18 protein-coding genes and 1 other RNA gene are annotated in these 22,632 nt (G+C 45.6%); 9 read left to right on the forward strand and 10 right to left on the reverse strand.

All coding sequences use genetic code 11. The features are described 5' to 3' along the window. Positions 1-39 precede the first annotated feature (39 nt). Entirely contained in the window at positions 40-2,310 is a 2,271-nt protein-coding gene (locus T489_RS0106390) for a TonB-dependent receptor (RefSeq protein ID WP_031579233.1), read from the reverse strand. Positions 2,311-2,805: 495 nt separating this feature from the next. Between T489_RS0106390 and T489_RS0106395 the strand changes: the two genes are divergently transcribed. The 5 genes from T489_RS0106395 (at position 2,806) to T489_RS0106415 (ending at position 9,066) form a co-directional block, all read left to right on the forward strand. Next, positions 2,806-4,209, forward strand: a complete 1,404-nt coding sequence (locus T489_RS0106395) for a hypothetical protein (RefSeq protein WP_031579234.1) — start codon at positions 2,806-2,808, stop codon at positions 4,207-4,209. A 66-nt stretch (positions 4,210-4,275) separates the two neighbouring features. After that, positions 4,276-4,995 (forward strand): 4'-phosphopantetheinyl transferase family protein, encoded by a 720-nt coding sequence (locus tag T489_RS0106400; RefSeq protein ID WP_031579235.1) that lies wholly within the window; start codon positions 4,276-4,278, stop codon positions 4,993-4,995. 239 nt (positions 4,996-5,234) lie between these two features. Beyond that, entirely contained in the window at positions 5,235-6,092 is an 858-nt protein-coding gene (locus T489_RS0106405; protein ID WP_031579236.1) for a helix-turn-helix domain-containing protein, read from the forward strand. 358 nt (positions 6,093-6,450) lie between these two features. After that, positions 6,451-7,641 (forward strand): maltose/maltodextrin ABC transporter substrate-binding protein MalE, encoded by a 1,191-nt coding sequence (gene malE / locus T489_RS0106410; RefSeq protein WP_031579237.1) that lies wholly within the window; start codon positions 6,451-6,453, stop codon positions 7,639-7,641. A gap of 339 nt (positions 7,642-7,980) precedes the next feature. Beyond that, positions 7,981-9,066, forward strand: coding sequence for a hypothetical protein (locus T489_RS0106415; RefSeq protein WP_031579238.1), 1,086 nt, complete (start codon positions 7,981-7,983; stop codon positions 9,064-9,066). Between the two features lie 356 nt (positions 9,067-9,422). On the opposite strand, the gene T489_RS0106425 is transcribed toward T489_RS0106415, so the two are convergent. After that, entirely contained in the window at positions 9,423-10,094 is a 672-nt protein-coding gene (locus tag T489_RS0106425) for an inner membrane-spanning protein YciB (RefSeq protein WP_031579239.1), read from the reverse strand. 451 nt (positions 10,095-10,545) lie between these two features. Between T489_RS0106425 and T489_RS0106430 the strand changes: the two genes are divergently transcribed. After that, positions 10,546-10,869 carry a YciI family protein gene (locus T489_RS0106430; RefSeq protein ID WP_031579240.1) on the forward strand — a complete coding sequence of 108 codons (324 nt, stop codon included), beginning with the start codon at positions 10,546-10,548 and terminating at the stop codon, positions 10,867-10,869. Further along, a complete protein-coding gene (galU, locus tag T489_RS0106435; RefSeq protein ID WP_031579242.1) occupies positions 10,869-11,792 on the forward strand; it encodes a UTP--glucose-1-phosphate uridylyltransferase GalU in 924 nt (307 codons plus the stop codon). The genes T489_RS0106430 and galU overlap by 1 nt, the downstream gene beginning before the upstream one ends. Before the next feature lie 306 nt (positions 11,793-12,098). Here galU and T489_RS0106440 read toward each other — a convergent pair whose 3' ends face one another. From T489_RS0106440 to T489_RS0106470, 6 genes are all read right to left on the reverse strand, one after another. Beyond that, complete coding sequence (locus T489_RS0106440) at positions 12,099-12,665, reverse strand: phosphatidylserine/phosphatidylglycerophosphate/cardiolipin synthase family protein (RefSeq protein WP_031579243.1); 567 nt, start codon at positions 12,663-12,665, stop codon at positions 12,099-12,101. A 15-nt stretch (positions 12,666-12,680) separates the two neighbouring features. After that, on the reverse strand, positions 12,681-13,955 hold the full coding sequence (gene aroA, locus T489_RS0106445) for a 3-phosphoshikimate 1-carboxyvinyltransferase (RefSeq protein WP_031579244.1): 1,275 nt from the start codon (positions 13,953-13,955) through the stop codon (positions 12,681-12,683). Positions 13,956-14,246: 291 nt separating this feature from the next. After that, a complete protein-coding gene (locus T489_RS0106455) occupies positions 14,247-14,906 on the reverse strand; it encodes a hypothetical protein (RefSeq protein WP_143066472.1) in 660 nt (219 codons plus the stop codon). A gap of 82 nt (positions 14,907-14,988) precedes the next feature. Further along, positions 14,989-15,258: a hypothetical protein gene (locus tag T489_RS0106460; RefSeq protein ID WP_031579246.1), complete on the reverse strand. Its 270-nt coding sequence runs from the start codon at positions 15,256-15,258 to the stop codon at positions 14,989-14,991. A gap of 115 nt (positions 15,259-15,373) precedes the next feature. Continuing rightward, positions 15,374-17,746 carry a YgiQ family radical SAM protein gene (locus T489_RS0106465; RefSeq protein ID WP_157608085.1) on the reverse strand — a complete coding sequence of 791 codons (2,373 nt, stop codon included), beginning with the start codon at positions 17,744-17,746 and terminating at the stop codon, positions 15,374-15,376. 49 nt (positions 17,747-17,795) lie between these two features. Further along, positions 17,796-18,851 carry a calcium/sodium antiporter gene (locus tag T489_RS0106470; protein ID WP_051621852.1) on the reverse strand — a complete coding sequence of 352 codons (1,056 nt, stop codon included), beginning with the start codon at positions 18,849-18,851 and terminating at the stop codon, positions 17,796-17,798. Positions 18,852-19,317: 466 nt separating this feature from the next. Between T489_RS0106470 and smpB the strand changes: the two genes are divergently transcribed. Continuing rightward, positions 19,318-19,800, forward strand: a complete 483-nt coding sequence (gene smpB / locus T489_RS0106475) for an SsrA-binding protein SmpB (RefSeq protein ID WP_031579249.1) — start codon at positions 19,318-19,320, stop codon at positions 19,798-19,800. Between the two features lie 112 nt (positions 19,801-19,912). Next, positions 19,913-20,306: a transfer-messenger RNA gene (ssrA, locus tag T489_RS14615) on the forward strand. 49 nt (positions 20,307-20,355) lie between these two features. On the opposite strand, the gene T489_RS0106485 is transcribed toward ssrA, so the two are convergent. Further along, on the reverse strand, positions 20,356-20,580 hold the full coding sequence (locus T489_RS0106485; RefSeq protein ID WP_157608087.1) for an aldo/keto reductase: 225 nt from the start codon (positions 20,578-20,580) through the stop codon (positions 20,356-20,358). A gap of 282 nt (positions 20,581-20,862) precedes the next feature. Beyond that, positions 20,863-21,939, reverse strand: a complete 1,077-nt coding sequence (locus T489_RS15410) for a carboxymuconolactone decarboxylase family protein (RefSeq protein WP_051621853.1) — start codon at positions 21,937-21,939, stop codon at positions 20,863-20,865. Positions 21,940-22,632: the final 693 nt, after the last annotated feature.

Raw genomic sequence — 22,632 nt, forward strand, 5'->3', positions numbered from 1 at the left:
CGTTACAGACAGATTATGTAACGGGCAAAAGCTGTAACGCTAGAAACTGTACTTAAGTTTAACGCCAACGTTACGAGGAGCAGCCATTGAATAGAAGCGGACTCCGTAAGTACTGCCGTTATCTATTGAATTGGCATACTTCTTGTCACCCGCATTTTCTATATAAGCCTTGATTTCAAGATTCTTTAAAATCTCGGCACTGGCGTACATGTCAAAGATAGTGTATCCGCCCTGGGATTCCTGGTCCAGTCCGCTGTTTTCGAATACGGAGGTGTAACCTTCACCGAAATAGGTCTTGGACTGGTAGCGAACGCTGCCGCCGAAATGAGCCGAGAAATCCGCAAACTTCAGGGCTGTCACGTCAATAAGCCCGGTAGCCACGAATTTCGGAGCGTTGGCCGGATGTTTGGTATAGTCACCGGTGTCGTTTCTGGCATCGGCATAGGTCATGGAAATTCCCGCAGCCACGCGTTCGGCATGGTATCCCAGAGTAAGTTCACCGCCGGCAGAATGCATTCTGCCGATGTTTCTCAGAGGAGTCATATACGAGTTTTCCACAATGGTATAGGCCTGACGATCATGAACATCCATATAGAACAGAGCGGCATTGGCATCAAAACCGTTGTCATATGCCATATGATAGCCTAACTCATAGTTATACGTTTTTTCAGGTCTGTAGCCTTCCGCATCCAGCTCTGAAGTCGGAAATCTGCTGAACCCGCCAGATTTTGAACCGCTTGATGAAAGAACATAGACTCTCTGTCCCGGAACAAAGGTATATCCGAAGGCAGCCTTGTAGTCAAACATGTCATAACTGTTTTCAACATGATCCATACTGTAGCCGAAATTATAGGTACCGTTGGCCTTGGCCTGGTCATGTTCCATTCGCAGTCCGATGTCAATATCAAAGATTGACTCACTGCCGACACCGAAGTTATAAGCCACATCACTGAAAACAGAGAAACTCAGGTCATCAGTTCTCAGGTCAACCTGACCGATTGGGAACATTGTTCCGCCTATTAGCTCCTGATAAACAGGATTGTCTGAAATATCAATCTGAGCCAGAACGTAATTGTCAACCTTTGACTTTGTGGCGTTAACACCGATTACAGCCTTCCCGGAATCATAGATGTCTCCGGAATTACCGAGTTCGGCAACATAACGTACTTCCTGTGTGAACTGTCTGGTTCTGATATTGTTGTTTCCGCATCTGCCCTGACCCATCATATAAAGTTCGCATGAATCAGAATCATTGACACTGGTGATACTGTTGATTGAATCGCCGTTATCACGGTAATAATCAAGCTTTACATAGGCGGTATATGAGGTTCTGTCCTCTACGGGATCAATTTCGTCCTGTATGTGTCCTGAATTAATCAGAGCCTGGTAAGCCTCTTCATAGCCGCCGAAATACTCTGCCACGTCGGGATTCGACGCCATGACTCCGGCAAGATACGAACCGGTAAAGTCAGGATTGCGATTAATACCGTTGCCGCTGAGTTTTCCGTTTCTGTATTCCTCTTCGGTCAGAGCCACATTACTCTGATGTCCCCTGTCCTTGGTATACGCTCCTCCGAGAGTAACCACCATCGGAATATTTTCACCGCCGTCAAAATACAGTGCTCCGTTAATTCCGTAGGATTCTCCGGTGTTGTAGTTTGAACCGTCAGTATCCTTAATCCATCCGTAGTCTTTCTGATTGATTAACCCGATCTTTCCGTAAACGGTTTTGCCGTAAAGAGCTCCGCCGGCATCAACCTTGTTTTTCCAGTAGAGTTTTGAATAGTCTGATTCAAGATCCGCATAATTGCCGTCAATCATCGGATTTCTGGTGGTTACGTTGATAATACCGATCTGAGCGCCGCTTCCGTATACAGACCCCTGGGGACCTTTGAGAATTTCCACGCTGCTGACATCGTTAAACTGCTGGTTCATCTGAGAAAACGGCTGAGCCACGCCGTCAACATACACGGTTACGCCGGAATTATATATGTTTCCGGAATTGATGCCTCTGATGGTGTATTTTGTCAGCTGTCTGCTTCCGAAACCTGAAGCCGGAGTAATGGCTGACGCCACTCTGGTCAAATCCTTTACCCCTCTGACCTCGTTCCTTTCGAGAACCTCTTCGCCGGCGACTTCGGCCTGACCGCTCAGTGATACGAGATCCTGACTGTACTTGTTTGCCGTAACGCTGATGGTATCAAGTTTGAAATCATACTCTTCATCAGCCGATGCCTGGCCGCACGCCAGCATTACCGATGATGCCACGGCTGTCATCACCAGTCTACTTTTTCTGTTGTCCGCATTCATAAATATCTTTCTCCGGTTTCCCTGTTCTTTTTTAAGACAGAGGATAAAAATCGTTATATGGTGGTTTTCTGCAATTTGGAATTATGATTATTGGTTGCATCCTGTCAGGTTCATCAGTCCGCAGGTTTTTGATACCAGTCAAAAAAGCCCCGCTAAGATACCACATGTGTTAGCCGTTGTTAACACGAATTAGCATTAACTAACAAATTTTATCACTACGGGAATTCTCATTCAGATTGCATAAAACTCCGGAAACGCTGATTCTGCAGTACTTTTCACCTCTTCATAACTAATCAGAATAAAAATATAGTGAAAATAATTATCAGGCAGAATATTTAAACAACCTGCATAATAATGAACGGATAAGGCTGAGGAACAACAGCTTTACATCACGGTTCATCACAACAATCAGGAGTCGCATTCGCGTGCGGCTCCTCAGGGCTTTTCCGCACAGAATACATATCAGTCGACAGTTTGACGTAAAAAGGAACAGCCATGAAAAAACCTGAAACCATCTACCTTGAGCAGTGCCTTGCTCACTGCAACATTGCAAATTCAATCGCCTATCACTTCACCGGCACCCTGAATCTGCCGTATTTTCAGAAAAGCGTGCAGGATGTGCTCAGTCGTGTTGACAAATTCCAGTATGAACTTACCGGAACCGATGAGGGAAACATCACCTGGAAGGAAATGAAAAAGCCTGTTCCGCCTGTTAAACTTCTGCATACGCGGAATTTTGATGAAAGTTTCGGGGAATTCACCGCATCCATCTTTGACCTCTGCAGTGAATACCGTTACTTTCCTCTGTTTTTCACGGTATTTTCCGAATCGGCAGACAACGGCTCCGGGGCGACTGATGAAAAACCGGTGACCGTTACCGGAAAATTTTATCTGGTACAGACACTGAACCATGCCTACTGCGACGGCAGAAGCTGTGAATTTCTGCTTAACATGATTACCGAATACTACAATGCCCTGACGGAAAACAACGTTCAGGCACAAACAGGGATACTTAAGACAGTTTCCGATGCCTGCACGGTCTCCAGCGACAGAGTATATTCATTCGGCAGAAGTGATTCTCTGATTAAAATCAGTCCGTGGCAGCAGCTGAAAAATCTCTTCAGACTGATAACCATGAAGCTCAGCGACAGTGGCGGATTTTCGGTTAAATATCCCGTTATTGAATCAGAGTGGGAAAACTTCCGCCGGCAGAAGCATTATCCACAAATGCATTATTTCGACCTGAACCCGCTCGTAAGGCACTACCAGCAGAAAAATTCCTCCGTGAACATCAACAGCCTTATAACAGCCCTGCTTGTTAAAGCCTTTTATCACGTAAACGGCAGCATGAACGGTCACCCGGAAAAGAAAATGATCTCCTTCCGCATGATGTCCGACATTCTGTCTGCAAGACACAGACAGAAGCTGATCGGAAACTACTGTGCCTATGCCCCGCTGATTACCGACGGAAGCAAATCACTCATGGACGTGGCTGAGGACATCGTGAAACAGGTGGAAATATTCAGAAAAAACAAGCTTGACGTAACCATGTACAAGTTTCTTGAATTCGCACTCAGAAACCGCATGGCAGGAAAAAAGGACGATCCGACATCATTTACCGTCTCTCTCGTACTGCACCGAAAATTCATGAAGCATCCGAAATTTCTCAAGGGAACCACGTTTATCCGCACTACCGGAGCTCTTAACTACTCACCTCTTGATGTTCTGGGTGCCAAACTTAACAACAAGGTCGGCCCGACTCTGAGCATCTCTGATGACAATGTACTGTTTGTGACCTATTACCCGCTCATAGGAGGGGATCAGACGCTGAATAAAGTGACCGAGGCATTAAAAACCGTTATGAAAAACGAAATATCCTTGATAAATTCACCATACTAGAAAATATAATGATAACTGGACAAAATTAAACAAAACAATCCGTAATGTACCTTAACGGAGGCAATCATGGATAAATTCATCAGGTCTCGGAATCAGCTCGTCATAAATTCACATTCCGTGGAAATCATCGAATTTGATGAAAACGGGCTTTACGATAAACTGCCTGAGGAATACGGAATAGAGATGCCGTTCAGTCTTGACAGAGCCGTGGCCAAGCGAAAGGCCGAATTCATTGCCGGAAGAATCGCCTGCCGCAGACTGCTTGATTCCTACGGAAACAGCGGACAGGTCAGCATCAATGCCGACAGAAGCCCGGCATGGCCTGACGGTTTCACCGGTTCTATCAGCCATGACGGCAGAATAGCCTGTGCCGTGGTGCTCCCAAGAGCGGGAGAAAACTCCGGCATAGGAATAGATCTGTGTGTCAGCATGACGGATCAGAATGCTCTGGAAGTTGCCGACAACATCTGCATTTTCAATGAAATAAGTCAGTTCGACAGTATCCAGCTGCCTACCATGGATGCCCTGAGAGTCATTTTTTCCGCCAAGGAAAGTCTCTATAAATCCATCTATCCGATAATCAGACGTTTTGTGGATTTCAAGGAAGTCCTGATAAGCTCGGTAACCGGAACCCCGGATGAGGGAATAATAACATTCACTGCGGCAAACAGAAATGATCTCCCGCTGTCCGTGGTTGAGGAATTCCATGTCCATTACCGCAGATTCGATCACAACGGGATCACAGGTTTCATCACCCTCGCCTGCAACAGAATCAGCTGTGACTGAGCGGATTGACAAACATTACTCGAGCTACGGATATTTCTGAATCATGTTTAACGCATGTCTGACATTCCTCTCGAAATGCCGGCAGTCTCATTCCGTCAGCAGTGACGTTCCTGAATATTTGCGGTATTAAATTTTCCGCCCGATGAAAACATCTTGAACCGGAACACATAATGTACAGTCTTATATTTATACAATATAAATACCAAATTGTACATTATACCTTTAAAAAAGGAATCATCATGGATAAGGATGTCTATAAATGTGATTTAAGCAGTGACTATCTTCTTGCTCTCAATAATATTTTAAAACGCACCCGCAGGAAAACAGCATCAAAGGAAGAACTTGCCAGAGAACTTAACATGCCTCTGTCAGAGATAGAAATTCCATGTTCGTACCTGGTAGAATACGGCTATGCCTTTCCTGACGACAGCGACCGTTTTGAAATTTACGATTTCGGAACCGAAACCGTTGAAGAATACCAGAAAATTCATGCAGGAATCGCCAGATATCTCAAAGATACGCTTAAAATAGATGCTCTTGAAGCGTGCAGAAACGCCGCCGCATTCAGAAACCTTATGCAGGATGAAACAGTAGAGGATATTCTGCAGTACGTCGAAGAACGCCATCTGCCAAAACTCGATGAAGAAGACATCACCATCATCTATCCTGCTCTCCATGCCTACATAAGTGAAACGCGATACGACCTGCTGGATCCGATTTACCTTCTTATCGAAGGTTCGGAACATCCTCAGTCGGAAACGTTCACTGTTCAGGATTTCATGAACATGTGCAATATGTCACCTGATCGTCGTCAGATTGCTGAAAAACATCTGAAAAAAGCGCAGGAACAGGGACTTATTGAAATAAACAAATACGGTTCGATGTCGCTTACGTCAGAAGGCTGCGCCAAATGTATGGAGTATGTAAAAAAACAGCTTTGTCTGGTGAAGTTTTTTGAATACACGCTGAACTATGATGACGATGACGAAAGTGCCGGACAGTCCGCATGGGCATGTAAATACCGTATTACAGACGCGGCATTTACGGCAGTTGAAGAATATCTGAAAAAAAACGGCATAGACATCGGTGAATACTGATTTTTAAGAAGTTTTTCAGACATATGAAAAATCATCAGACGACACATAAAAACTCTATAAAATTCCTGCAGTAATCTTTTTACTGCTTCCGATTCATGAATTTGTACCTGAAAACATTATAAATGATGCTGAAAGAACTTGTAATTTACATTACGCACAGACACTTTTATCAAAATTATGAACATCCGTTGCATAACGGATGTTCAGTACTTGACCGGTTCAGTATTAAGCGATTAAAGTTTAAATTATAGACAAATCAGAGATTTCCATGATTTAAACCTTAATTATGATGATTGTTCTGGTTTCGTATTACCGTAATCTGAATTTCTTCCAAATCGCTGTCTGGGGGACGTAACCAATGAAAAACAAATTACTGTTCTGCGGCATCGGATTATTATCCTCATGCCTGACTTCATCCGCTTATGCCGACGAACCTCTCAGTCGGGATGAGTTAACCATCTGGGTAAGCGAGCATAAAGGATACACCGGCATGGTTAAGGTGGCTGCCAAGTTTGAACATGATACCGGATACAGGATTAACGTAGAACATTTTGACTCACTTCCGGCAAAGTTTCAGGAAAGAGCCTCATGCGGTGGCGGACCGGACATTCTGGTATGGGCGCATGACCGCTACGGTGAATGGACAAAACTCGGACTTCTTGAAGAAATCAAGCCTACTAAAGAAGAACTTGAAAAATTCTATGACATCTCCTGGGATGCCATGAAAATCAACGGCAAATATTACGGATATCCTTTTGCGGTTGAAGCCGTGTCACTAATCTGCAACAGGGATCTGGTTCCGAATCCTCCTAAAACCTTTGAGGAATTCATGACTCTTGACGCTGAAATGCAGGAAAAAGGCAAACATGCGTTTCTGTGGGATTACAACAACGTCTACTATTCCTACCCTATACTTTCCGCAAACGGCGGGTATTCATATAAGAGAAACGAAGACGGCTCATACGACATACAGAATATCGGTGTCAGCAATGAGGGAACTCAGAAAGGCCTTAACTACATTGTAAAGATGGTTCAGGGCGGACATCTTCCGATCCAGACCGAATATAAATCCATGGAAGCTGATTTCATTGACGGCAAAGTCGGCTGTATCATCAACGGCCCGTGGGGATGGAAAAACTACAAGAACATGAACTACAGCGTCAACACCTTCCCTACCCTTGAAGGAAAACAGGGGAAACCGTTTGTAGGCGTGCTTGGACTGGTGATAAACAAATCATCATTCCACAAGGAAGCCGCCAAAAAGTTTCTGACCGAATATCTGCTCACCGACTACGGTTACGAGGAAGTAAACAACGCTTCACAGCTTGGTTCAGTGGCTCTCAAATCCTTTGAAACCAAACTTGAAAGTGATCCTCGCATCATGACCACCATGAAGAACGCCCAGTCAGGAGTTATCATGCCTAACGTTCCGGAAATGAACATCTTCTGGAGTTCAGTAAGAGAAGCCATCAAACGCGCGACAAGCGGCAGACAGACGGCTGACAAGGCTCTGAAGACTGCGGAAAGCCGTATCAGAAAAGTGAAGTAGCATTCCGTGTCGCACTGCCGGGAGATAAATACGGTTTTACGTCTGCATCAGTAAAATTAAGCACCGCATGAATATGCATGCAGTGCCTAATTTTAAAACTTCGTATGAACGCCGGATGAAAAACAATGATTACCGCAGAATATAAATAAGTGAGAATATGTTTGACCAAGAATTAATAGATAATGAGCCCGGAGCGAGAAATCAAAAAAAACAGTTCAGATTACACTTCTGTTCCGGAACAGGATTTTGTCTCAGTTTTCCACAGAAAATTACTGATTTCTTCGAAAAAACAACAGTGTAATACCAATTACCTGATAACCATTGTGACAAAGGACGCCCATGAAAATCTCAAAAAAACAGAAGATATATTTCATCGTCATTTTATGCATTCTTATCATCCTGCCCGTAACATATGCGGTTATTTATCCCTTCTCAGACCGAAGTATACTGTATATTGCCCAGATCCCATGTATTGTAATCTATATTTGTGGCCCGTGGCTTTTAGATAAAGATGACAGGGACATCATATCTGAAGCCAACCGTAAAGTAGAGGCTCTCAAGACTGTCTTACAAAAAAATAACTATTTCACCAGAAAAATCTGGGAACAAAAATACAGCGAATACCAGAAAAAACATCCGCTTGAAAAACACCAGCTCAGAGCCGCATCGATAATGTCCGATCTGTCATGGCAATACATGAAAAAGATCATCCGGAAGAGCTTTCTGGTTCCTGTCCTGACAATCCCTGCCGGATTCGTTCTGTGGCTGGGATATATCGCAGATTACGTAAATCCTATACGCAGTGCCAAGGAGGAAACATACGGAATTCTTCTGACAATTGCAGCCGAAAATCTTTTATTTGTCATGCTCATTTATCTCTTTTCCCGCCTTGTTTTCAACAGATGGATTCAAGACCTCTCTGACGCCCATATAATCAAAAACTCATATGCCGACGGTTATGCTTTTACCAATTCGTACTTCAGTCTCGTTATCGGCTCAACCTACATACACGGATTTGACGGAGAAGATTTCTTCAGCGTTCCTAAAAAGGATATAAAAAAGGTTAAATGCCGGATTCAACGCATAAATGAAAATGATAAGATTCTTTTTTCACGACGGACATTTATGAATCTGACTAAAGCAGTGCAAATTCTGACCTTTTTTTCCAAATCCAGCGTGCATCACCACCGCAGCTACCGCAAATCGTACCGGGACACCTATGTATTCAGCATCAAATTACTGACTGATGTCAGGAGCATACATGTTGCCCTTGATCAGTTTCAGATAAAAATGGTTATGGACCATTTTTTCCCGGATATTTCAGACTGTCTGAACGTCGAATACGGCTACAAGGAAATGTTTTACGGTATATTACCTCCTTCAGGAGGTTCATCCGGCCCGGTTCTCAGCGAAGACAAATACTGATTTTCTGCTTAATGAATCCTGAGAAACGACATCATGCGGTATGCTGAGGAATATTGGTTCAGTTTTTGATCCCAAAGGTTTTGTTTTTTCCGACTATGATGCAGAAGAAAGCACGCAGAACTTTTGAAATACGGTATCAGATATCAGGCAGTTATTGCCGGGGCTTATCAGGTTTCTGAGGATTTAACATCTGATTCTGCAGGATGCACAAATCAAAAATTCTTGTAAATATACAGGTGTGCGGATACATCAGACTGAACGGAACATGAACACGCTCCGTAAAAAACCGGAATTACGTCCAGTGCTTCAGGAACACGGCCGTGCATTCTTAAGAAATTAATGCACAGCGTGCAGAATTACTGCTTATCTGATTCTTCTGAAGAACATTCCCCGGCATTTTTTTTGCCGGAACCGATATGTTCATCCTTAACGTCAGCAACCAGCTTCTCAAGAGCAGTTTTCTGCTGATCGGTAAGCTGACTGTATACCCAGCCGAAAACACCTATCATGAATACGGTATTCAGAATGCCGTTCCCGTAGGTCTTATAGTTAACCCACAGATTTTCGGCTTCATCACTGTTGATATTCATGATTTCCGGAAGTCTGAATGCGATAACGTAGTTTAAACATGCGCAGAGCAGAAAATACACGGCTGTTGCCACTGCGGCCTTTTTGAGCACGCTCTCGGGAATTGGAGTCTTACACCCGGTCAGAGCTTCAATGATATCCTTTTTGAAAACAAACTGACACAGCAGAATGGCAACGGCGATGACACTGTTTACCACCGAAACCTTCCACTTAATGAAATCAGGATCCTTTACGAGAATTGTCGGTATGGCAAAGATGAAAAGCACCAGAATAACCACAATCTGAATTCTGGTAATCTTACCCTGTAAAAACCAGCTTCCTCCAAGCGTTATGACTGAGGAGATAACCACGGCAATTGTAGCGTAGATAAGGTTATGATCAGAAAACTTGTAAGTCAGAAAAAAACAGATTGCAGGAAGGATATTTAAAAGTAATTTCATTTTTTGACAGTCCTTGCGTAAAGCTGACTCATTCTACCACATTTATACAGTATTTATAAACAAATATTAAAAATATTCACGCTTGTATCTGACAGGCTGATGTTTTATATATCGGTAATATATTCTATATAAATCTTGCTGCTGTTTTTATAATTATTGAGGATAAAACGACATGAAACAGCGTTAAATGCATGTCTCAGCAAACGTATCCTTTATGCCGCACTTTTTTCTCCGAATCAGGAAGATGCGTATTCCCCGATACGCCGGGGAATTCTCTGCGCCTGACGTCACCTCCTGCGCGTATAACCGGGAGACACCGTATCCAGAATCATCCGCAAAAACGCAACCTTTAAATATGCAAAAAATCATTTTGTATGCAGCCGGCATTTAACTATAATAAGAACAGATAAATTCAGTAAAGTTCAATTGCCAACCATAAGGATAAGACATCATGTGGTACTTAATTTACGCGGAAGACATTCCAAACTCAAACGAAGTAAGAAGCAAGGCTCGTCCTGCTCATATCGCAAGACTCAAGGAACTGATTGCAGAAGATCGTCTGCTGCTTGCAGGTCCAAACCCTAACATCGATTCAGAAGAACCTGGTGAAGCAGGTTTTTCAGGCTCAGCAATCATTGCAAAGTTCAATTCTCTTGAAGAGGCAAAAGCCTGGGCCGAAGACGATCCTTACTGGCATCAGGGCGTTTACCGGAAAGGTACCGGCATTGTTAAGCCGTTTAAGATTACCGCCAAGATGAACGGAGCATCATTCTAATGAAAATTACCAGGGCTGTTATTCCAGTGGCAGGACTGGGCACCAGAATGCTGCCTGCAACCAAAGCAATTCCGAAGGAAATGCTGCCGGTTGTGGACAAGCCTCTGATTCAGTATGTGGTGAATGAAGCCGCATCCGCAGGAATCAAAGACATAATCCTGGTAACTCATTCATCAAAGAATGCCATAGAAAATCATTTTGACCACAGTTTCGAACTGGAAGCCACTCTTGAAAAGCGTGTTAAGCGCCAGCTTCTTGATGAAATCCAGTCAATATGTCCGCGCGACGTAACCATCATGCACGTACGTCAGGGTGAAGCAAAGGGGCTGGCTCACGCCATCAGGTGTGCGGCAGCGCTCGTCAACAACGAGCCTTTTGCCGTTATTCTCCCGGACGTGCTTATTGATGAATACGCCTCCGACCTCAGAAAAGACAATCTCAGGGAAATGATTGAACGTTTTGAGGAAACCGGCGTAAGTCAGATCATGGTTGAACCGGTATCTCCTGACGAGGTGTCATCCTACGGTGTAGTCAATATTCCTGAAGAATGCAAAAACCGCGACATCGCCCAGGGCGAAACTCTCCCGATTACCGGCTTTATTGAAAAACCAAAGAAGGAAGAGGCACCGAGCAATCTGGCCATCGTGGGCCGTTACGTTCTGTCTTCTGACATCTGGGATCTTTTCAAGGAAACCCCGGTGGGAGCCGGCGGAGAAATCCAGCTTACCGATACCTTAAGACTGCTTCTTAAGGAAAAATCAATTGAGGCATACGTCCTCAAGGGCAGAAGTCTGGACTGCGGTTCAAAGATCGGATATATCAAGGCGTTCGTGGAATATGCCCTGAACAACGAAAAGCTTGGAGCTGAATTCAGGGAATACCTGAAAACCGAAGTTATGCCCAAGGTAACCGAAAACAGATAACCGTTTTTCGGTTCATAAAATAACAGAGGGGAACATCTCTCCTCTCTCTTATCCGTACATGCGAATCCGCATGCGACGTTCAGAACATTACCGATAACAGACCGTTGCCGTATTTCCCGCCCTTTTCTCCTTCTGAATGATGGAAATCTCAGGCAGTCGCACGGCGGCGGTTTTATTTTTCCGGAATCCGGACGCTGTTCAGTTCATTCTGATATGCGATACCGCGCTCTTTTGAAAAGAAGTCGATGGTCAGTGCAGTGAGAGCGATTAGAATCAGAAAAAGCACCGGCTTTCAGGCTTCAGCCGTTATTTCTGGGAAACAAACAGCTTTTGAGCCTCGCTTCCGCCGAATACTCCGGTATCCTTGTTATGCAGAGCCTTGCCCTTGTCAAGAACAGGATAGAACTTGGCAAATTCATCCTTATGATTCAGGTAGTAGTCATATACCCCGTGCCAGTCATCGAGATTCTTCACCTCAAGAGTCCTGAGCTTGTAGGTCTCGTTGACATTGTTCATTTTGGCCAGCGCCAGAAGATCACTGCCTACGCATTCCCTGTTGAAATCCACGCATCTTAAGACAAAAGTGGTGGTAAGCAGAACACCTTCCCTGTCGGCACTGATGTCTTTACCTTCCTGAAGATAGGCAAGAACAGGTCTCAGAGTGTATTTCGGAGCGGCACTCTTATAAACATGGTGACCGGAAAACAGGCCTACGGCCTCTCTGCCTGCAGCTTCAGCTGTCAGTGATTCCTCCACTTCAAAACCCGTGGTGTAGCTGTACTCGGTATCGTCAATGCTGATGGTTTCGGCACCTGCAGCGGAAACACCGGTTATAAGCACACTGCCTAGCAGCAGTTTGGTAAAAACATTCATTATCAGACTCCAAATCTAATCAACAATGCCGGCAAATTTTTCAAAGAAGTCAGGAAAGGTCTTGGCACAGCACTTCGGATCGTTGATGATCACATCGGTTGCGAATGAAACCAGAGCGAAGCACATGGCCATACGATGGTCATTATATGTGTCTATGGCAACATTCCTGTTGATTTTACCCGGTGTGATTTCCAGATAATCCTCTCCTTCCACGCATTCAATTCCCAGCTTTCTGAGCTCATTGGCCATGGCTCTGAGACGGTCGGTCTCCTTCACGCGCCAGTTGGCAACATTGCGGATAACCGTTTTGCCGCCGGCAAAAAGAGCCAGAGGAACGGCAGTCATGGCGGCGTCAGGAATACTGTTCATATCCATGTCCACTCCATGCAGCGGAGCTCTTTCGCACTCTATGAAATCATCCCCCATGACAACCTTGGCCCCCATGGCACAGAGAACCTTCACGAATTTCACGTCACCCTGTACGGAATGCAGCCCCACGCCGGTAACCCTTACCTTGCCTGCAATGGCGCCTGCAGCCAGGAAGTATGAAGCGGCTGATGCATCACCTTCAACCAGAAAGGTATCCGGACTTACATAGCTCTGACCGTTTTTAATGAAGAATTCCTTATAGTCCCTGTTCTCAACGGTTACGCCGAATGATTTCATCATCCCGATTGTAATATCAATATAAGGCTTTGATACCAGCTCACCCTTTATTTTAAGAAGTACGTCACCGTCCATCAGAGGAGCAGCCATCAGGAAGGCGGAAATGAACTGACTGGATACGGAACCGTCGATTTCGGCAACGCCGCCAGTAAGCTTCTTTCCACGGATTTTAAGAGGAGGGTATCCATCCTTCTTCAGATAGGTGACATCCGCACCAAGCTGACGTACCGCATCAATCAGATGAGCAATCGGACGCTCTTCCATGCGCGGTTCCCCGGTAAGCACGTATTCTCCTGATGAATTGCACAGCACCGCGGTAATAGGTCTCATGGCAGTACCGGCATTTCCCAAAAACAGTTCCAGAGGTTTGGATGAACTGAAGGCTTCGCCGAGACCGTATACGGTGCATTCGGTTCTGTCTTCACTGAGTTCATACTCAACACCGAGCAGAGCAAGGGCGTTAAGCATGTGCCTCGTATCATCGCTGTCAAGAAGATTGGTGATTCTGGTCTTGCCTCTGGCAAGTGATGACAGCAGCAGGGCTCTGTTTGATAAACTCTTTGAGCCCGGAAGATTAACCATACCGCAGGCTCTGTCTTTTTTATTTAACTTTATTGATTCCATTTCTGTTACTTTTAATTTTTGTTTTTTGGGAAAAAATCTGCTTAAAAACATTTTTACTTATTATTCATATCCAGAAAACTGCCTTCCGACCATGCCTTTCCGTAGTGCCGCGTAATTCCGGCATTACACCATTAGTCTGATTTTATCAGAAAACCGCTGATGTCTCTCCGTAAGTTCAGGAATTTCTTCCACAGATATGACCTGCCGCCTCCTCCTGAACTTCCCGGTATAATCATGCCGGGCTGGATTCAGCCGTTTTCCGCCGGTACTTTCATGATACCGGTGTGGCAGTTAATTAGAGACGGATGAAAGATTGGCACCTTCCTCGGCAATGGCCTGAATTTCATCTGGCTTCTGCGCGTTTTCACCGTTTTCCTTATTCTGCTGTTCCTCTATGTTTTTCTGACGGCGGATTTCCATGCGTGCCTCGATGGATTTCATCAGTTCGTCAGGAACATCAAAATCACAGGTATATTCATCAACGGCAGTGGTGTTGGTGTAGTGATATTCTCTGGATCTCACGATAAAGTCCTGACGTCTTTCACGACGCTCCTCGGTATTGAAATACCACTGACGCAGTTTGGTCAGCAGAATGGTGTAGTGGTCAAAATTAAGACCGTCGCCGTAAATCTGAATACCGCAGTTTATGGCCTGATCCATATGATCCCTTGCCAGCAGTACTTCAGGTCTGCTTTCGAGATTAAGTGTAAGGATTTCCTGAAAGGACTTTGCGTTCTGCAGAAGAACCTTGTATTCGTATTCGTTAACCTCAGACGCCATTTCCTTCTGCATGCGTTCTTCGATTTCATCACGTATTCTGCTGCCGTCACTGTCGATGCCTTCAATGGTAACGTCGTATTCGGAAATCTTCTCCTTGTTCTTTTTACAGCCTGTGACATTAACACAGCACAGAGCCACACACAGTACAATAAGCCATGACTTAAACTTCATTATCGGAATATCCTTCTCTTCTTTTCTGTTTGTTATTGTTTGTCCTTCGGTAATCCTCATTCAGGTCGCATCCGCGAACCGGTTACCAGCTGTCATCGGGATCATACCGGGGAATGTCCTCTTCCTTTCCTCTGGATATCAGCACCAGATCCTCAATGTATTCCTCCAGATAGAGCACGTTGCCGTTGGACAGAGTCAGCATGATGCCTCTCTCCAGATAGGCATAATCACTTTTGGGAAACTCGTCGGTGTAATCGTCGTTGTCAATAACGCATCCCACGACTCCCAGCTGTTTTCCCTTAAGACAGACCAGATCGCCTGTTTTTATAATACGATTATCCGAATATCTCAATACTCTCTTCCCGTAGTCTGTGCGGATTCACCTGATCTGAAGGCTTCATATCACCTTTCCGCCGCATCCTTGATTCCCCAGTCTGTCAGATTTTATACAATCTGTTCGCTTTAGTCTATTTTACCGGTGATTTTTTACCGTTCTTTCTGCCGTTATTTTTTCCGAAACCGCCGTTTCCCTGTGAATGGCGGTCTGGCTGTCCGGATCCTTTTCCGTGTTTTACGCCGCTTCCGCCCTGTGATGAGCCGAAACGTCTGCCGTCCCTGCCGAAGGAGTTTCCGGCAGGCTTTCCCCTGCCGTCAGGTTTTCCGGAACCGGATCTTCCGCGCACCTTACCCCTGCCTTCCGTCAGCGGGTCATAAGGAGGCACCAGGGCCCCGGCGCCTCTGCCGATAAACTGAGGCATGTTCAGCTCAATGAGAGCCTCACGCACGGTTTCGTAATTATCGGGATCATGGTAACGCAGAATCGCCTTCTGTCTTCTTCTTGCCACGTCACCTTTGGCCACAAAAACGTCCGGTTCGGTTTCCCGCGTAATCGGTCTGTACGGATTGAATCCGGTGTAATACATTGCCGAAGCTCCGGACATCGGCGTCGGATAGAAATTCTGCACCTGATCCACCTGAAAATCATTTCTCTTGAGCCATACGGCAAGATTTATCATTGAAGCCACGGTTGAGCCGGGATGAGACGACATGAAGTACGGTATTATGTACTGTTTCTTTCCCGCCTCACTGCTGTAGCGGTCAAACAGTTTCTTGAAATCATAGTAAATCTTTTCATCAGGCTTGAGCATGAGCTCCAGTACCTCCGGAGCCATGTGCTCGGGAGCAATCTTCAGATGTCCGCCCACATGATATGTCACCAGCTCCCTGATGTAGTTTTCATCAAAGAGAGCCAGATCGATTCTGACCCCGGAGGCGATAAGAATCTTTTTGATGAAAGGCAGAGCCCTGGCATCACGATAAAGCTGTATCAGTCTGCCGTGATCCTTGTTGAGAAATCTGCACGGTGTCGGATAGAGACATGACGGCTTGCGGCAGAGACTGCGCATTCTGGCATTGGTACATCCCAGACCGTACATGTTGGCGGACGGCCCGCCCAGATCCGAAATCACTCCGGTAAATCCCGGAGTCTTTTCACTGATTTCCTTAAGCTCGTTCAGGATTGATTTTTCCGAACGGCTCTGAATTCTCTTGCCTTCATGAGCCACTATCGAACAGAAACTGCACCCGCCGAAGCAGCCTCTCATTATGGAGACGGAATTCTTAATCATCTCAAAGGCCGGAATTTCCTGACCTTTGTATGCCGGATGCGGTACTCTCCTGAAAGGCAGAGCATAGACATAGTCAAGCTCGGCAGAGCTTAACGGAAATGTCGGAGGATTAACCCACACGTAGCGTTCACCGTGCTTCTGCACCAGGGCTCTGGCGCATTCAGGATTGCACTCCCTGATGAATATCCTGCGTACATGGGCGTACAGTCTTCTGTCCTGTTTTACGTCCTGAACCGAAGGCAGCAGGATGTATTCCCTGTCATGCAGCTTCTTTTCAAGAGAAATCTTTCTGTCGGATGCACCTGTCACCTGAGATGAATTCTGCGGGACATCTTCCGCCGTAAACGGAATTGCCTCCCCGCCTGCAGACGGATTTTCTTTTCCGCCGTCGTCGGTATGACACATCACGCAGTACGGATTCGGTTCAGGTTCAATGAATCCCGGAGTATCCACGGTGGTGGAATCAATCCCTACCCACTCCGGAAGAGCCTTTTTAACCATTACCGCGGTGCCGCGGACATCCCTTATCTCCCTGACTGATTCTCCGGCAGCAAGACGCATGGCAATCTCAGCCAGAGGGCGTTCCCCGTTACCGAACACCAGAATGTCGGCCTTTGAATCCGGCAGAACAGAATTCTTGACGGTATCAGACCAGTAGTCGTAGTGAGCCAGACGGCGGAGCGAAGCCTCGATACCTCCGATAATGACCGGAATATCCTTATATGCCTCCCTAACCCTCTGGGTATAGACAGTCACTGCCCTGTCCGGTCTTCTGCCGGCGACATTTCCGGGAGTATAGGCATCGTCACTGCGGATTTTTCTGTCGGCGGTGTAGTGATTTATCATGGAATCCATATTGCCGGCATTAACCCCGAAAAAGAGATTCGGACGGCCGAGAGTCATGAAAGCGTCCTTGGAGTGCCAGTCAGGCTGGGAAATAACCCCCACCCTGAAGCCGAATGACTCAAGATACCTGCCGACGATGGAGGTGCAGAAGCTGGGATGATCTATATAGGCGTCACCGGTGACGATAATGATGTCACAGCTGTCCCATCCGAGTTTATCCATCTCCTTTCTGCTCATCGGCAGAAACGGAGCCGGAACATGATTTTTACGGTATTTAGGATAGGTGCGGATGTCTTTACAGTGATATTTTTCAAAGTCTTTAAAATCATTATCCGTAATGTATTCTTCATCCTTTGCGGCTGTCATGCGCACCTCTTCAAGTGAATTGAAACAAACAGATTGGTACCGTCTTTAACTACTTCATGCTGATAAAGGACAGAAATTCCGGCAGACTGTTGTGATGCATGGTCATGTATACGAGCAGAGCCATGTATGCGATGTATGTTGTCACCCAGAATGCACCTATTCTTCTGCCGAGTCTGGCATCCTTTGTTCTGAGTCTCATGGAGAACAGCAGGAGACTCATGGTAAGAAACAGACAGAAACCGCCGTCTCTTACGAGCTCAATCCTGTCCACGTCATACGGAAGAATCACGCCGGCAAGGCCCAGTACCGCGGTATTGTTGAATATGTTCGAACCGATGATGTTGCCTACGGCAAGTTCATTGTTACCCTTTCTGGCAGCAATGACTGAAGCCGTGAGTTCAGGCAGAGAGGTTCCGACTGCCACCACGGTAAGACCGATGATAACCTCGCTTATCTCAAGAACCTTGGCGATTTCCACGGCCCCGAAAACAATCACCTTCGAGCTTACCACCATCAGGACAAGACCGAAGAAAGTGTACAGAGATGATTTTAACGGTCCGAGATTTCTTGCCTCCTCGGAACATTCCTCAATCTGCACGTCGGCCTCTTCGCTGTCCTGTGCGAGTTTTCCGGCCCTGGCAAGCTTTCTGGCTCTGAATCCCTCGTAAACGGTATACATCACGAACAGTGAAATGAATACCAGAAGACCGGCGGATTCAGCCTTGGAAATATGTCCGTCCATGGCAAAAATCAGCGGACCCACAACTGAAAGAAGCAGCAGAGGATATTCCTTTCTGAAAAGACTGCGCTGAACCCAGAGCGGTGCTATCAGAGCGGTAACACCTAGTATCAGCGAAATGTTGCAGATGTTGGATCCCCAGGCGTTACCGAGAGCAAGCTTTGAGCTTCCTTCAAGAGCGGAAAAAATGGATACCATTATTTCGGGAGCGGATGTACCGAAACCTACTATAAGTACACCTATCAGTATTTCCGGAACACCCAGACACAGGGCAAGACCTGATGCCCCGTCAACAAACTTCTGAGCACTGTATATGAGAATAACGAAACCCAGTATCACGCATAACAGGGCTATTGTAATGGACATGAAAAAACTCCCGAACGTTGTAAGAGACGCGGCAGGCGCCGCGTTCTCCTGTATTCCCCCCCGCTGAATACGGACTTTACGTGCACTGCACATGTGCAGAATTTCTCATATCCGCCGGGGCTTAATGTATAAGTGCCGTAATTATACAATATTTACCGCCATCTTTTTAAACTAAAAAAAGATGCACGGTCTCAACGGATGTTTCAGTTCCCGGCAAACCGTGACAGACAGCCGCGGAGCCCCGGTATTTACGTCAAAATGCTTGATTTTACGGACTGAAATTGTATATGATTCTGTTTCGGAATCTGCGGAAACAACAGGATGAAACAGGCCTGAGACAGCCGGGATCCGATATGCGCGACAATGATTAAAACAGTCGCGCACGTAAACATTTTAGAATGCGGCATTCTTCGACATTCTTATAAATGGAACCTTATTTCGACATTTTTAGAATGGAATCAATAAAATGGCCAGTAACAGCAAACAGAATATAAAATCAGCGGTAATTGCCGTAAACAAACGAGCCAGCCATGACTACTTTCTTGAACAGCATTTTGAGGCGGGCATCAGCCTTCAGGGCTGGGAAGTAAAAGCCCTCAGAGCCGGCAGAGCCAGTATCGTGGACGGATACGTAACCATCAAGAGGGGTGAAATATTCCTTATCGGTGCCAACATCACTCCGCTGGATCAGGCTTGCACCCACGTAATCTGCGATCCGACCAGAACCAGAAAACTGCTTCTGAACCGTCGTGAAATCGACAAGCTCATCGGTGCCGTGGAAAGAGCCGGATACACCATCGTTCCGCTTAAGCTCTACTGGAAAAAATCCCTGGTTAAGCTTGAAATATCCCTTGCCCGAGGCAAGCAGAGTCACGATAAGCGCGATTCAATCAAGGAACGCGAATGGAAGCGTGACCAGGCCAGAGTAATGAAGAAGGCTGCCCGTTAACGGAGTAATGCGAATAATTATTGAATAGCAAAATTATTCTTGAATTCTTCATAAAAGATGATATATTTAGAATCAGTAGGACGCTTTAAGCACTTATCTGACACAGAATAAAGGGGATGATTAGGATTCGACTGGAAGAGTGAAGTCAAGACAGCATGTAGAGGCGTGGGTGGCCTCTTAAAAAACCCACAAAAAGATAATCGCAAACGATGAATCTTACGCTTTAGCTGCTTAATAACCAGCGACAAGCAAAAACCGTAGTCAGAGCCTAAAAAACTACTGGACTACCCGGAGCCTGGGTTTGACAATAGGTTCAGAATCTCCGGATCCCAATATTGTATCGGGTGAATCCTTGACTGAAGGAGTAGCCTTAAATCTATTCAGTCTGGTAAATCTGCAGCGTGTCGGTCCGCGTCCGGTTTACGAGATTAAAAGATTCGACTAAACATGTAGACGTTGAGATCTAGCCTTTTGGGACGCGGGTTCAAATCCCGCCATCTCCACCAATAGAGACAGCAGCCTTTCAGGCTGCTGTTTTTGTTTTAACGGAATACATCAGTCGTGAATTCTGTATGCCTTCAGAAGCTTTTCGCCATATGACATGTCGTCAGGATTATGACTGCCTCTGCCGGTATCCAGACTTCTGACTGCCTGCAGATCATTTTCATCAAGAGAAAAATCAAAGATATCAAAATTCTCTCTGATATGCTGAACGGATACTGACTTCGGCACGGGGATGATTCCCTCCTCGACATGCCATCTGAGAATTATCTGACTCATGTTTCCCACATAATTTTGAGTGAAAAAATATAATTCAACCTTAATCCATACGGTTTAGGTGTTTTTTAAAAACATGTATTGATTTTTATGACAGTTTTGGAGCTTTTGGTGAAGCGAATTCTTCGTACATTTTCATGAAAAAGCGACTCTGACTGCAGAGCCGCTCCGTTAAGAATAATCACAGTCCGAGACCGGAGAAGTTTAGATTTTATGAGCAATAAAAGACACGATCCATTCAGGGGATAAATTATCCCCTGACCGTTATTAACAGAATGTTTTACCTTACTTAAGTTTCGAGTAATCCTTATCACTTACGGGCTCAAGCCATTCGTTGGAGCTTCCTTCGGCCGGTATTTCCACGGCTATGTGTGAAAACCAGCTGTCCGGTGCCGCACCGTGCCAGTGCTTCACCCCGGGAGCAACGGTTACGCTGTCCCCCTTCTTAAGAACCACGGGGTCCTTTCCCCATTCCTGGTAATATCCCCTGCCGCCGGTCACAATCAGAATCTGACCGCCTTTATGATGAATGTGCCAGTTGTTCCTGCCCCCCGGCTCAAAGGTTACGTTGGCCGTAAACACCCCGTTGCTGTTAATGGTTTTAAGATAACTTCTGCCGGTAAAATATTTGGCGTAGGCATCATTCGGTTCACCTATGCCGAACTCGGACATTTTGGCTTTTGAGGCGGTCTGTCTGATTTTGAGAATATCCGCATCACTGAGTCCGAGTCTTTTGCCTATGTTGATATGGGCATTCAGCTGAGGTTCAAGTCCGTCAACCGCGGAAAGAGCAGCAATGGTTGCCACCTCTCTGTCCAGGTCGGAAAGAACTCCCCTTGAAAATATGTCGGCAAAGAGATGTTCCTTCAGAAAAATATCAATTGCCGGAGCGAAATCGAACAGAGGTCCCTCAACCTTGCTTCCTGTAAGTTCTATCTGCTTGCGGTCGCCGATATAAATCTTTCTGGCAGAGGATTCCAGGGTAACCCCCATGGATCCTTCCCTGTAATTGCCTGCCTTGGCCACATCCATCAGTACGTTGAGTGCATTGAGACTTTTCGGGAAACCGCAGTAGGCATACATCTGCACCAGAACCTCCTTGACCTCGTTCACGGTAAGCTCATCGCTCAGCCCCTGAATTATCGCACTTTCAAGGTTTTTCATATCACCTGCTGCCGTATATGCGGAAATGACGGCAATTTCCATTCGGGAATCAGTAAGCAGCTTCTCGCTGACGGCTTCTTTTTCAGTATTCATCTGTGCCGTTTCTTCACTTTTAAGATTATCCCGACTCTCATCAGCCAAAACACTGCCGGCCCCGATAATTGACGCTATGCAGACAATTCCAGTTAAAAATTTCATACAATCCCCTTTTTACCGAATTTGCGAATCCTGCCCGCAGGTACAGGTTCCGGCACTACGTATTCCGCACAACCAGACAACCGGCGTCCGTAAAAAAACCGGATACACTTTAATCCATTGTAAAAAGAATTGTCATGATGATATCAGTATGAATTGTTAAAGTGTGAAATCAGCATATAGATTAAATGACAAAGGTAAACAGCTTGTTGTCTTTGCTTTAATAAAAACAAAGGTTTTTAGGCGTTTGAAAAAGCTGGCAGACGGAAATTGGTTTGCCCGACAGAATCAGATGATTCCGTCAACTGCAGTCTGATTATATCCTGCAGATTCACTTCAAAAACCACAGCACGCCGTAAAAGCGTGGTTATAAGGCACAACAGCAGTTTTTACCCCGGTTAAACCGAAATACCTGTTATGAAACGACCTTTGTCAAGCAGAAATTTAGGCAAGACATTTTCCTCAGTGTAAGCACGGCATTGGCCACTCTGTTATACGGGGGTTGGTTACCTCAGGTCAATGGTTCGCCGCGAATTCTATTTGTCTTTCGTCGAGGATCACTGTTCATAGTGCCATCATGGTATCATCGTAGATAATTCAAACCTTCTTGATGAAAAACGTCTTATCTAAATCACTGTCAGTTTCAGATGTTTAAATAATCACATCCGGCTATAAATTTACTCTAATTAAACCATT

The organism is Ruminobacter sp. RM87 (assembly GCF_000701925.1).
Lineage (GTDB): Bacteria > Pseudomonadota > Gammaproteobacteria > Enterobacterales > Succinivibrionaceae > Ruminobacter > Ruminobacter amylophilus.

Bases quoted from the DNA above. Each gene is read 5' to 3' on its own strand.
- T489_RS0106455 (WP_143066472.1), bottom strand. From the start codon at position 14,906: ATGAAGTTTAAGTCATGGCTTATTGTACTGTGTGTGGCTCTGTGCTGT.
- T489_RS0106485 (WP_157608087.1), bottom strand. From the start codon at position 20,580: ATGAGTCAGATAATTCTCAGATGGCATGTCGAGGAGGGAATCATCCCC.
- aroA (WP_031579244.1), bottom strand. From the start codon at position 13,955: ATGGAATCAATAAAGTTAAATAAAAAAGACAGAGCCTGCGGTATGGTT.
- T489_RS0106405 (WP_031579236.1), top strand. From the start codon at position 5,235: ATGGATAAGGATGTCTATAAATGTGATTTAAGCAGTGACTATCTTCTT.
- smpB (WP_031579249.1), top strand. From the start codon at position 19,318: ATGGCCAGTAACAGCAAACAGAATATAAAATCAGCGGTAATTGCCGTA.
- T489_RS0106425 (WP_031579239.1), bottom strand. From the start codon at position 10,094: ATGAAATTACTTTTAAATATCCTTCCTGCAATCTGTTTTTTTCTGACT.
- T489_RS0106470 (WP_051621852.1), bottom strand. From the start codon at position 18,851: ATGTCCATTACAATAGCCCTGTTATGCGTGATACTGGGTTTCGTTATT.
- T489_RS0106440 (WP_031579243.1), bottom strand. From the start codon at position 12,665: ATGAATGTTTTTACCAAACTGCTGCTAGGCAGTGTGCTTATAACCGGT.
- T489_RS15410 (WP_051621853.1), bottom strand. From the start codon at position 21,939: ATGAAATTTTTAACTGGAATTGTCTGCATAGCGTCAATTATCGGGGCC.
- T489_RS0106395 (WP_031579234.1), top strand. From the start codon at position 2,806: ATGAAAAAACCTGAAACCATCTACCTTGAGCAGTGCCTTGCTCACTGC.
- T489_RS0106390 (WP_031579233.1), bottom strand. From the start codon at position 2,310: ATGAATGCGGACAACAGAAAAAGTAGACTGGTGATGACAGCCGTGGCA.
- T489_RS0106465 (WP_157608085.1), bottom strand. From the start codon at position 17,746: ATGACAGCCGCAAAGGATGAAGAATACATTACGGATAATGATTTTAAA.
- T489_RS0106400 (WP_031579235.1), top strand. From the start codon at position 4,276: ATGGATAAATTCATCAGGTCTCGGAATCAGCTCGTCATAAATTCACAT.
- malE (WP_031579237.1), top strand. From the start codon at position 6,451: ATGAAAAACAAATTACTGTTCTGCGGCATCGGATTATTATCCTCATGC.
- T489_RS0106430 (WP_031579240.1), top strand. From the start codon at position 10,546: ATGTGGTACTTAATTTACGCGGAAGACATTCCAAACTCAAACGAAGTA.
- T489_RS0106415 (WP_031579238.1), top strand. From the start codon at position 7,981: ATGAAAATCTCAAAAAAACAGAAGATATATTTCATCGTCATTTTATGC.
- galU (WP_031579242.1), top strand. From the start codon at position 10,869: ATGAAAATTACCAGGGCTGTTATTCCAGTGGCAGGACTGGGCACCAGA.